The organism is Ruegeria profundi (assembly GCF_020171505.1).
Lineage (GTDB): Bacteria > Pseudomonadota > Alphaproteobacteria > Rhodobacterales > Rhodobacteraceae > Ruegeria > Ruegeria profundi.
This window is the reverse complement of the sequence record NZ_JAIUZS010000003.1, coordinates 43,000-53,936: the sequence shown is the minus strand read 5'-3', so window position 1 is coordinate 53,936 and position 10,937 is coordinate 43,000. Positions and strand designations below refer to the sequence as shown.

Genomic DNA, 10,937 nt, shown 5'->3' with positions numbered 1-10,937 from the left:
CGTACTTTCGTTCTGGAAAAGAGGGGCTTAGGCGTCGACCGGCTCACCACCGAGAAAGGCCGCCCGGATTTTTGGGTCGCTCATCACGTCGCGGGCCGGGCCTTCGATCAGCTTGGTGCCAAGGTCCAGCACCACCGCGCTGTCTGACACAAGGAGCGAGCCCACGACATTCTGTTCGGCCATGATCACGGTCACGCCTGCATCGCGCAGCTGTGCCACGTTGTCGAACACGTCCTGCTGCATCTTTGGCGAAAGGCCCAGCGATGGCTCGTCGAGCAGAAGCAGCACCGGGTCGGTTTCCAGCACCATTGCGGTTTCCAGCACCTGCTGTTCGCCACCACTAAGATTGCCAGCCACTGTCCTGAGTTTCCGGCCAAGCATCGGGAACAACTCGATCACCCGATCCTGGGCCGCCGCCTTGTCACCCTTGGCGAGCGTATAGGCGCCCATTTCAAGGTTTTCACGCACCGTCATCTGTGGGAAGTTGCAGCGGCCTTGAGGCACGATGCCTATGCCCGCACGCATGCATTCGCCGGGGCTCTTGCCGTGTATCGGCTGACCTTGAAAGATGATCTCTCCGCTGAACCATTTCGACAGGCCAAAGAGCGACTTGAGCAAGGTAGACTTGCCTGCACCGTTGCCGCCCAGAAGGCTCCATATCGTTTGTTTCTGCACATCCAGCGAGAAATCGCGTACGATCGGGTCGTCGAGGTAGCCGACCGCAAGGCTGCGAAGGGACAGGATTGGGTCAGACATGAAGGGTCTCCTCTCCGGCATATTCGGCGTAGTTACCAAGGTAAGCCTCAAGCACGCGTGGATCGCTGCGGATGACCTCTGGTGCGCCCTCGGTCAGGAGCCGGCCCTGTTCAAGCACAATCACCTTGCCGCAATGGCGCATGATGAAATCGACATTGTGTTCGATCAGCAGGAAGGTCTGGCCTTTCCCGTTGAGCGTGTCGATCAGTTCGGAGATCCGGCGGATCACCGTCGGGTTCACGCCGGCCAGCGGCTCATCCAGGATGATCAGGCGCGGCCGACCCATAAGACACATGGCGAAGGCCACCAATTTGCGTTGGCCGTAGGACAGGATGCCGGCGGGTGCATCGGCATATTTCTCGATGCCGACCAGACGCAGATGAGACAGGGCCTCGTCGCGCAGCTCTGCTTCGTGCTGTGTAACGCGAGGCAGCTTCAGAACCTGTTCTGCCCATGTGAAGCGCCGCAGGCTGCGGGCGGCAACAACAAGGTTGTCGGTAACCGTCATCCCCTCGTAGATGCGCACGTTCTGGAAAGTGCGCACCATCCCTGCCGCAGCCAGCTGCTCGGGGTGCCAACTGGTCACGTCGCGACCATCAAATTGGGCACGCCCACTGTCGGGCCGGGCGAATCCGGTCAGGCAGTCGATGGTGGTGGATTTTCCGGAACCGTTGGGTCCGATCAGGCCGACGATGCTGCCGGGCAGGACGTCGAAACTGACATCGTCAACTGCGGTGACACCTGCGAAGGTCTTGGTCAAGTTGGAGACGCGCAGCATGGGAGCCGGGGTTTCGAGGGTCATGGGCGGACCTCCTTTCTCCAGCGTTTCAGATTGGTGTCGCGTAGATACCCACCGAAACCGCCCGGCAGAACCAGCGCCGCACCGACAAGTATCGCCCCGAACATCACCAACCGAAGCTCCGGGTCAAACCGCAGCAATTCAGGCACTGCTGTCAGGACAAAGGCAGCAACGATCACGGTCCAAAAGTTCCCAGCTCCGCCAAGGATCACGATGATCAGCAGCATTTCGCTGTAATAAGCGTCGAAGATCGACGGGTCGACGATGCCGAGGTGAAAGATGTACAGACCGCCCGTCATCCCGCTGAAGGCAGCGGCCACCGAAAAGGCCAGAAGCTGGTAGTGCTTCACGTTGATCCCCTGCGAGCGGGCCAGCGCCTCATTCTGGTTGGTCGCCAACAGGATGCGACCGATGGGTGAGCGGATCAGCGCGAACATGAAGCCCAGTGCCAGCACCGCGAACCCGAGCATGATGCAATAGAATGTCAGCGGATCGTGCCCGTCGATCAGCACGCGGTCACCGAATGCAATGGAAGGCGCAGGCAAGCCGGGAATGCCGAGCGGTCCGCGCGTTACATCAATCCAGCTTCGAGACAGCAGTGTCGCCAGCAGGGTAAAGCTGAGCGATACGATAACGAAGGAGGCACGCGACACGCGCAGCGCTGGGATGCCGACCAGGATCGCGAGTATGCCGGTAAACGCGCCGCCTGCAAGGAAGGCCAGCCATGGCGAAATGCCGTAGTCTGACGTTGCGATCGCCGCAACATAAGCGCCGACGCCCCAGAAACCGACCTGGGCAAAGGACAGCAGTCCGGTAAAGCCAAAGATCAGGTTCAGCGAGGTTGCGAGGACAGCGAAGGCCAGGGCCAGCGAACCGACATTGAGCACGTAGCTTGAACCAGTCAGTGTCGGGGCAAGTGCAAGGATGGCTATGCAAATTAACCAGCGAGAGTCAGGAGAGAGAGATCCGCCGGAGCGGCTGCCTTTTAGGGTTCGCGTCATCATACCCGAACTCCTTTTCCAAAGAGACCTTCCGGGCGGGCCATGAGGATCGCGATCATTGCGAAAAAGGCAACGGCATCCTGCAGCGCGACCGGGCCAAAACCACCCACGAGACTTTCTGTTACGCCAATCAGTACGGCTGCCAGCACGGCCCCCGGAATATGGCCGAGCCCGCCGATGATAACGATCGCGAAGGCCTTGAAGAGAATTGGAATACCCATCGCCGGATGCACAGTGAACACCGGCGCGAGCGAGGCACCGGCAAGCCCGGCCAGTCCGATCCCGAGGCTGACAGCCGTGCCGGCAATGACCGCAGGCCGGATTCCGACCATGAAGGCAGCTTCGCGGTTCTGGGCAAAGGCGCGCATGGCTTTCCCGATCCGGCTGTGCTGCAGAAGCAGGTAAAGACCGCCCATGGCCAGCGCGCTCAACCCGATAGTAAGCAGCCGCATCAGGTCGATCCGCAAACCCCCCATTTCCAGATAGATGAAACTGAACTCGGTATCGATGACACGGGGCTGGGCACCGTAAAGATAGGTGATGCCGTTCTGCAGCACCATTCCGATGCCTATGGTCAGAATAATGCCCCGCTCGAATTCACCCTGCTGGAGATGGCGCAGAACCGTCGCATAAAGCAACAGCCCGGTCACCGCCACAACCAGCGTTGCAAGCAGCACGGCGGGAAAATACCCAAGGCCCAGCACGGTTACGCAGGTCAGCATCGCGGTGGCGCCCAGCATGTAAACCTGTCCATGCGCAAAGTTCACGATTTCCATCACGCCGAAGATAAGTGACAGGCCGACGGCGATAAGCGCATAGGTCAGTCCGATCACGACGCCATTCAGCACCAGTTGACTAATGAAAAGCCCGGTCAAGATGTTTGCCTCGCTAAAGTCTGCTTTGAGGAGGAGAGGCCGAGACCTCTCCTCCGACGAACGCGTGGATCAGGTGTCTGACTGCGCCTCGATGACGACCTCGGTGCCATCTACGCGCATGATGATAGCCGCGTTATGAGCTTGGTTGTGCTCGTCGAAGGCGATCATGCGGCCAGTCAACGAGGTATATTCTGTCTTCTCCAGCGCGTCGCGGATCGCCGCGCGGTCGGTTGCGCCGGCCCGCTTGATCGCATCGGCGATGATCTTGACCGCCTCGTATGCCTCGAAGCTCTGATAGTTGGGCAACTCGCCATACTTTGCTTTGAAGGCTGCAACAAACGCTTGGTTTTCGGGCGTATCCAGATCGGCGGCGTAGGGGAAGACGCTTGTCGCCCCGTCGATGGCGCCTGAGGTTATCACCGTATCGCGGATCTCATCGAAAGCGATGCGGCCGGTTAGGTGCGAGGGCAGGCCCATGCCGCGAAACTGGCGCAGAAAGTTGAGTTCATCCGCACCCACGGCATAGAGAGCAATGGCATCAGGTGCGGTATTTGCCAGCCGGGTCAGCAGTGTTGTGAAATCCGGAGTGTTCTGTTGAAAGAAATCAGCCGAGACAACTTGGACTCCTTTGGCCTCAAGAGCTGCGGCAATTGCCTCGTGCCCGCCGCGGCCGTAATCCGTATCCTCACCGACGAAGGCGACAGTTTCGATGTCACCGGTGGAGGCAATGTAGTTGGCCATTGCAACGGCGAGCCCCACGTCGGAGGGGTTGATGCGGAAGGTCCAGTCATTTCCGCCGATGCCGGATTTCTCAGTGATGACTTTGGAGGTCGAGACGGCGACGACCAGCGGAACCTCTTCACGTTCGACCATCGGCATGATCGCAAGCGTGACTGAGCTACACAAAGCGCCGATAATAGCGACGGGATCGTTCCGCAGCAGGTTTTCAACACTGGTCACACCCTGCGAGGGGTTACACTGGTTGTCCTGAGCGTCGAGCGTAAATGTATTGCCATCAACGCCGCCAGCGGCGTTCAGTTCTTCGATGGCCAGTTCGGCCCCCCACATCTCATGTTGGCCCAACGCGGCGACACCGCCGGACAACGGAGTGCTTAGACCGATGCGAAGTTCGTCCGCATGGGCAGGACTGAGTCCAAAGCCAAGCCCGGTGATTGTCGCCGCAAGGGCAAAAGCCTTCAGTTCCATTTTTAGTCTCCCAATGGTTTCCTATATAGAAACTTAATTTCCTATTTGTGAACTTAGATAACCACGATATAGGTCGCCTGTCAAACGGCAAGCCGGTAATCGGCATCGAAAGGCGAAAAATGCATCAGAAATCTGAGACTTCGGAGCTTGATACCCTTGATACGAATCAGCGGACCCTTCGTGCGCGATCGCGGAAGGTTCTTTCGTGGCTTCCTGGCATGGGCGTTTGCCTTCTGGCCGGCGGTCTGGCGATATGGGGTGCGGGGCATAGCCAGCTTCCGGCGATGCTGATCGCCTTGCTGCTTGGCGCGTGCTCAGGCCCTCTCCGTCGTAACCCTCTGCTGGCGCCGGGATTGATACTCACGGTACGATCGCTGACCAGATGTGGCGTTGCTCTACTCGGGCTGCAGATCAGCCTTGGCACCGTATTGCAGCTTGGAGGGGGCAGTTTGTTCTTTCTTGTCGGGGCTACCGCAGCGACCATCGGCCTGACGATCTTGGCCGCGCCGCTTTTCGGGCAGCGGCGAGATTTTGGTTTGCTGATCGGAGGTGCAACGGCGGTCTGCGGTGCCTCGGCCGCGCTGGCGATCTCGGCGCTGTTGCCACCGTCCGGGCGGCTCAACCGACACCTGTCTTTTACCATCATGGTGGTCACACTGCTTTCCACCATCGCCATGGTCGCCTATCCCGCCGGGCTTTTGGCCCTTGGCTTTAGCGATGAACGGGCAGGGTTCGTGCTGGGCGCGTCCATACATGACGTGGCGCAGGTCGTGGGGGCCGGCTATGCAATGTCCGATACGGCTGGCGAAACGGCAGTCGTCGTCAAACTATTCCGGGTGATGCTTCTGTTTCCGCTGGTTTTTGTTTTGGCCCATTTGAACCGTCGGTCCGGGGGGACAGGTTCCAAGCCACGTCTGCCACTCTTCATCCTGGTCTTCCTCATGGGTGTTCTCCTGAATTCGATGGGTGCGATCCCGGTACCGCTGGTGGACGCCACAACACTTATTTCTCAACTGATGCTCACGGCATCGGTTTTCGCTGTCTGTGTTCTGACTCCATTTTTGGAAGTGAGGCGCGTGGGTCCTGCCCCTGCTGCGCTGTCAGCGTTGGCCACGCTACTCATTCTCTGTTTCGCTGTGGCTGCTTCGGTATTTCTACCAACCTTCAGATAAGAGGGATGGAGTAGATGTGCTTTCGTTCAAAAAAACTGCAGTTTTCCGCTAAGTTCTTTTGGCTCAGAGAAATGCTGGACCACGACATCTCGCATCGTCAGGCCTGCAGGACTGTAGATACAGATCCAAAAACCGTCAGGCGAGAAGGCCCGCCAGACAATCCCATGATACGCAGGGAGAAAAATCCATCACGGTCAAAGGTTGCGGGTTTGGGCATTGGCGACCCTGCCAGAGGCTCGCGTTCGCGAGAGGCGGCCGACCGGAAGCGCGATGTGTCGTTTCTAGTCGGCGCTGACTACACTTATGTTGATCACAGTGATTTTTTTTCCAGATTGGTCGAACGTTGAGATGCAGAACGAATGGGTTCAAGTGCGGGCGGGTATTCAGGCAGCGTGTCGGGTTATCATGCCCTTGCAATAGCGTCAGAAATCCAAACCCAGATCGACCGTACGATAGGAGTGGGTCAACGCACCGGATGAAATGAAATCCACGCCGGTGGCCGCAATAGCAGCAACTGTGTCCCGCGTGACATTGCCCGAGGCTTCGGTGATCAGCCGACCATCAACCAGTGTAACCGCCTTGGCCAAGATGTCAGGCTGCATATTGTCCAACAGCACAGCATCGGCACCGCCGACATCAAGCACTTCGGCCAGTTGCTCCAGCGTATCTACCTCGATCTCGATCTTCATCATGTGCGAAGCGCGAGCTTTCGTGGCCTCAAGAACAGCGCGTACGCCGCCAGCCGCCGCGATATGGTTGTCCTTGATGAGGATTGCGTCGGACAGGGAAAACCGGTGATTGAATCCTCCGCCGTGCAGAACCGCCTGTTTCTCAACGATACGAAGGCCGGGGGTGGTTTTTCGCGTGCAGGTAATGCGCGCCTTTGTATCCCTGGTTTCAGCCACCAGTGCCGCCGTTGCGGTGGCCACGCCGCTCAGGCGTCCGGCAAAGTTCAGCGCCACGCGCTCAGCCGACAGGATCGAGGTCGCCTTGCCTGTTATCTCTATCAGCGTGTCGCCCTTGGTACAGCGCTGGCCGTCCGAGATATGTGTGGAAATCTCAAGCGAAGGATCGAACATACGGAATGCCATGGCGGCGACCTGCAATCCCGATACCACCGCATCTTCACGGGCGTTCAGACGCGCGGCATAAGTGACGTCCGGCGCGATCACCGTTTGGGTGGTGATATCACCATAGGCACCTAAATCCTCCATCAGGGCCGACCGGACCAAAGGTTCGAGGATCATGTCGGGTAAGGCTGGAAGGGTCATGCTGCGTCCTTTGTAATACGGTCCCGCAGGGCGACAGCCTCGCTCAGCGTCAGGGCAGAGCGTTGGCCGGGGCCGGGGATAGGGTCAGGGAAATCTGATCGGTAATGCGCACCACGGCTTTCTTCACGCAGCAGCGCGGCAGCGGCAATCAGGGTGGCCGTGGCCGTCATATTCAAAAACACGTCAGAGGCCCGATGCCGGGCCTCAAGAGCCGCGATCCGAGTCAGGGCACGGTTCAGGCCTAACCGATTACGCATCACGCCCACGTGCTGGGTCAAGATACGACGCAGGGTGGCCAAATCCGTATTCCTTGCCGGTTGGGCTTCCGCAGTCAGAGCAAGGTCAACTTCTGGCACGTGACCGACGGACACAGACGCCGCAATGTCTCGCGCACATGCGCGGGCAAACACCAGCGCCTCAAGCAGTCCGTTTGACGCCAGCCGGTTCGCGCCGTGCAACCCGGTTGAAGCGGCCTCGCCACAGGCCCAAAGCCCTTTCAGCGAACTTCGGCCCGCCAAATCTGTTTCGATACCGCCCATATGGTATTGCGCCGAGGCAGTGACGGGGATCGGATTGCGCACAGGGTCAACGCCATTGCGCAGGCAGGCCTTGGTCACTGCGGGGAAATGATCCGAAATTCGCGCGCCGATTGCTGTGCGCGTGTCCAGTGCCGTACGACGACCCGCATGCGTCTGCATAAATACAGCGCGGGCAACCGTGTCGCGCGGTGCAAGTTCGGCATCGGGGTGGATGTCGAGCATGAACCGACGCCCATTTCCGTCAATCAAAATAGCCCCCTCGCCACGCAACGCCTCGGTCGCCAGCGGAGTGGGGTCCTCGCCGACGTCGATTGCGGTGGGGTGGAATTGGACAAACTCGGCATCCGCAATCCGCGCGCCGGCCCGGGCGGCCATGCCAATTCCCTGACCCCGGATGCGCGAGGGATTGGTGGTATTGGCATACAGGCCCGCAGAGCCCCCGGTTGCCAGTACATGCGCCGACCCGCGCAGCAGAACCTGTGGTGCGTTCGGTGCATGGGCATCGGCCAAGTAAACGCCGCCGACCTGCGCACCGTCGCTTTCCAACCTAACCGCCAGAGCCCCTTCGATGACCTGAATGGATGCGGTTCTGCGCAAAGCCACGATCAGCGCGCGCATGATCTCGGCACCGGCCTGATCGCCCTTGACCCGCACCACCCGCGCAGCGGAGTGCGCCGCCTCGCGCGATTGCACAAAGCCGCCATCGGCGGTGCGGTCGAAGCCAGTGCCAAGGTCGGACAGGTCGAGGATATGCTCCGGTGCGGCTTGGGTGACGAACTCGGCCACTTCGCGCAGGACCGACCCGGCGCCCGCGCGCATGGTGTCCTCGGCATGGGCTTCGGGGCTGTCCGTCCTGGCCATCGCCGCAGCGATACCGCCCTGCGCCCAGGCTGAGCTTGCGCCGGACCCCAGCGGCTCGGGCGAGATCATCACGACCGGACGAGGGGCCAGTTTCAGCGCGGTATAAACCGCCGCCAGCCCGGCCCCGATGATGACCACACGCGGCGTTTCAACGATCTTCATGTTGCTGATCAAATACCCAGTTGGCGCGAAAGGTCGATCATGCGCTGCACCGACAGGCGCGCCTTGGCGGCGACCTCGGCATTAACCTCAATCTGACCTGTCATGGTATCCAGCGCGAACAGCACCTTTTCGAGTGTGATCTTCTTCATGTACGGGCACATGTTGCAAGGGCCGACAAAATCGACCTCGGGCAAGGCATCCGCGATATTCGACGCCATCGAGCATTCGGTGATCAGCAGTGCCTTTTCAGGTTTTTCATCGGTGACATATTTGATGATCCCACTGGTGGATCCAGAAAAATCGGCCTCGGCCACCACGTCTGGCGGGCATTCGGGATGCGCGATCAGACGCGTGCCGGGGTTCCATTTGCGAAAATCGCGCAGGTCCTGAGGACGGTATTGTTCGTGTACGATGCACGAGCCTTCCCACCAGACCACATTCTTTTGCGGCACATCACGAGCCACATTCTGCGCCAGGTACTGATCTGGCGTCATGATAACCGTGTCGCTGTCCATTGCAGCAACGATCTGCGCTGCGTTCGATGAGGTGCAGCAGATATCTGAAGCCGCTTTGACCTCGGCCGTGGTGTTCACATAGGACACAACCGGCGCACCGGGATAACGGCGGCGCATTTCCTCGACTCCTTCCGCCGTGATTGATTCCGCTAGTGAGCAGCCCGCGTCCATATCCGGCATCAGCACGGTCTTTTCAGGGCTGAGGATCTTTGACGTCTCTGCCATGAAATGCACGCCGCATTGGACGATCACATCCGCCTCGACCTCGGTGGCCTTGATCGCCAGTTGCAGACTGTCGCCGCCAAAATCTGAAATGCCGTGGTAAATTTCGGGCGTCATGTAGTTGTGGCCCAGAATGACCGCGTTGCGCTCGGCCTTCAGATCGTTGATCGCCTTGATGTAAGGCGCGTAGATTGCCCAATCCATCGGCGACACTACGCGGGACATGCGGCTATAAATTTCACTCATGCTCGCCGCCAGCTCGGGCGACGGTGCAAGATCATATTTTTCGGAAAGGTGCGCACGCTGCGCGGGTAGGTCGAACACGGGAATGGTTTTCTGCCTATTGATCACGAGAGCGTGAAGATACCGGGCCTTTTCTCGATTATCCACAGCGTAAATGAGGAAAAGTTCCCAAAATTCGTTAGCGTCGCAAACGAATCGACCTTCGTTCGATGATCCATGAAAACTATCGAGAATTTTGACTAGTGAATATCATCATTGGTTCTCAAATCAGCAGTGAAACGCTCTGATCAAAATCAGGATGCATTTTTAATTGTTTAGCGGGGTGTTTCATGGTTCGAATAAGAAGCGGTGGCACGAATGATCTATTTGCTTGAGCGACTCGCAAACAGGGCGTTAGAAACCCCTCATGCCAAAGTCCTACGGTTAACCGAGCGTCGATGATTGGTTGGCGTTCGGTAGCATTATCTTCATTAATCACAACCGTTTGCGTCGGCGATACGCGCTCGATGAATGCGCCCCGAACAAAACATTTACAACTGGAGGGAGCGCCGGAGCTGGAAGGCATCTTTTCGCGCGTGATGGTCGGTTTGGCCGCTTACCATGTTGAAGAAAAGACCGTGATGGACGATCCAATTTATCTCATAGCTTATCGAATGGCGACCACTATGGGTTTAGAAAATGGGGGCTTGGATGCGAGATCGGTCGAGCCAAGGGTGGTAGAAAAAGCTGCACGCTATCTACGACGGCCACGGTAGGATGCTCAGCAGCTTGCCAACGGTCTCATAGTTGCTCGAAGATCTTGGCTATAACGCCAATTGGTTCCAAGATGTTTAGAGGACGAAAGTATACGCGGCTGCAACTCAGTCCAGAACCGGTTGCCTCCAACTGGCTAATAAGTTTTGTCGTGAAGATGCTCCTTTGCCTCAGGTCGTTTGGGTGACCGTTTTCAAAGCATCTGGCCGACTTTTCGAAGCACATTTTCGATCTGATCTGGTCGCAGCTTGTAGAATACCCAGTTTTTAATCTTCTTGCTCTCGACCAAGCCAGCCTCTTGCAGAATTTGCATGTGGTTGGTCACGGTCGGTTGCTTCAAGCCAATCTTTTCCGTGATGAAGCCCACGCATACCCCGTCTTTGACCAAATCACCATCGACCTGCGGTGGAAAGTGATGTTCGGGCTCTGAGAGCCAGTGCACAATTCGCAATCGGTTCTCATGGGCCAAGGCGCGCAGTGCTTGGGCTGTTGACACATATACATCCACTGAATAGATACCTATCTATATAGATCATTTGCTATGCAGGTTCCTTATGCCACC

11 protein-coding genes and 1 pseudogene are annotated in these 10,937 nt (G+C 58.2%); 3 read left to right on the top strand and 9 right to left on the bottom strand.

What is annotated here, in order from left to right; all coding sequences use genetic code 11:
• Nucleotides 1-27: 27 nt before the first annotated feature.
• The 5 genes from LCM21_RS06460 to LCM21_RS06440 form a co-directional block, all read right to left on the bottom strand.
• Nucleotides 28-756, bottom strand: coding sequence for an ABC transporter ATP-binding protein (locus tag LCM21_RS06460; RefSeq protein WP_224889858.1), 729 nt, complete (start codon nt 754-756; stop codon nt 28-30).
• A complete protein-coding gene (locus LCM21_RS06455) occupies nt 749-1,558 on the bottom strand; it encodes an ABC transporter ATP-binding protein (RefSeq protein ID WP_224889857.1) in 810 nt (269 codons plus the stop codon). Before LCM21_RS06455 ends, LCM21_RS06460 begins: the two co-directional genes overlap by 8 nt.
• Nucleotides 1,555-2,559, bottom strand: a complete 1,005-nt coding sequence (locus LCM21_RS06450; protein WP_224889856.1) for a branched-chain amino acid ABC transporter permease — start codon at nt 2,557-2,559, stop codon at nt 1,555-1,557. The genes LCM21_RS06455 and LCM21_RS06450 overlap by 4 nt, the downstream gene beginning before the upstream one ends.
• Nucleotides 2,556-3,431, bottom strand: coding sequence for a branched-chain amino acid ABC transporter permease (locus LCM21_RS06445; RefSeq protein ID WP_224889855.1), 876 nt, complete (start codon nt 3,429-3,431; stop codon nt 2,556-2,558). Before LCM21_RS06445 ends, LCM21_RS06450 begins: the two co-directional genes overlap by 4 nt.
• 69 nt (nt 3,432-3,500) lie before the next feature.
• Nucleotides 3,501-4,637, bottom strand: coding sequence for an ABC transporter substrate-binding protein (locus LCM21_RS06440; RefSeq protein ID WP_224889854.1), 1,137 nt, complete (start codon nt 4,635-4,637; stop codon nt 3,501-3,503).
• A 218-nt stretch (nt 4,638-4,855) separates the two neighbouring features.
• Between LCM21_RS06440 and LCM21_RS06435 the strand changes: the two genes are divergently transcribed.
• Together LCM21_RS06435 and LCM21_RS06430 are read left to right on the top strand one after the other, a co-directional pair.
• Nucleotides 4,856-5,809, top strand: coding sequence for a YeiH family protein (locus LCM21_RS06435; protein WP_263618935.1), 954 nt, complete (start codon nt 4,856-4,858; stop codon nt 5,807-5,809).
• A gap of 62 nt (nt 5,810-5,871) precedes the next feature.
• Nucleotides 5,872-5,988, top strand: a pseudogene (locus LCM21_RS06430) (IS3 family transposase); the annotation flags it as partial.
• Between the two features lie 243 nt (nt 5,989-6,231).
• Here the strand turns inward: LCM21_RS06430 and nadC are convergent.
• The 3 genes from nadC to nadA are packed head-to-tail and all read right to left on the bottom strand — an operon-like array spanning nt 6,232 to nt 9,703.
• The gene (gene nadC / locus LCM21_RS06425) at nt 6,232-7,080 is read right to left on the bottom strand and encodes a carboxylating nicotinate-nucleotide diphosphorylase (protein ID WP_224889852.1); all 849 of its coding nucleotides are present in this window, start codon (nt 7,078-7,080) and stop codon (nt 6,232-6,234) included.
• Nucleotides 7,077-8,642, bottom strand: a complete 1,566-nt coding sequence (locus LCM21_RS06420) for an L-aspartate oxidase (RefSeq protein WP_224889851.1) — start codon at nt 8,640-8,642, stop codon at nt 7,077-7,079. Before LCM21_RS06420 ends, nadC begins: the two co-directional genes overlap by 4 nt.
• Nucleotides 8,643-8,650: 8 nt before the next feature.
• Nucleotides 8,651-9,703 carry a quinolinate synthase NadA gene (gene nadA, locus LCM21_RS06415; protein WP_224889850.1) on the bottom strand — a complete coding sequence of 351 codons (1,053 nt, stop codon included), beginning with the start codon at nt 9,701-9,703 and terminating at the stop codon, nt 8,651-8,653.
• 356 nt (nt 9,704-10,059) lie between these two features.
• On the opposite strand from nadA, the gene LCM21_RS06410 reads away from it, so the two are divergent.
• A complete protein-coding gene (locus tag LCM21_RS06410) occupies nt 10,060-10,377 on the top strand; it encodes a hypothetical protein (RefSeq protein WP_224889849.1) in 318 nt (105 codons plus the stop codon).
• Nucleotides 10,378-10,568: 191 nt separating this feature from the next.
• Here LCM21_RS06410 and LCM21_RS06405 read toward each other — a convergent pair whose 3' ends face one another.
• Entirely contained in the window at nt 10,569-10,871 is a 303-nt protein-coding gene (locus LCM21_RS06405) for an ArsR/SmtB family transcription factor (protein ID WP_224889848.1), read from the bottom strand.
• Nucleotides 10,872-10,937: the final 66 nt, after the last annotated feature.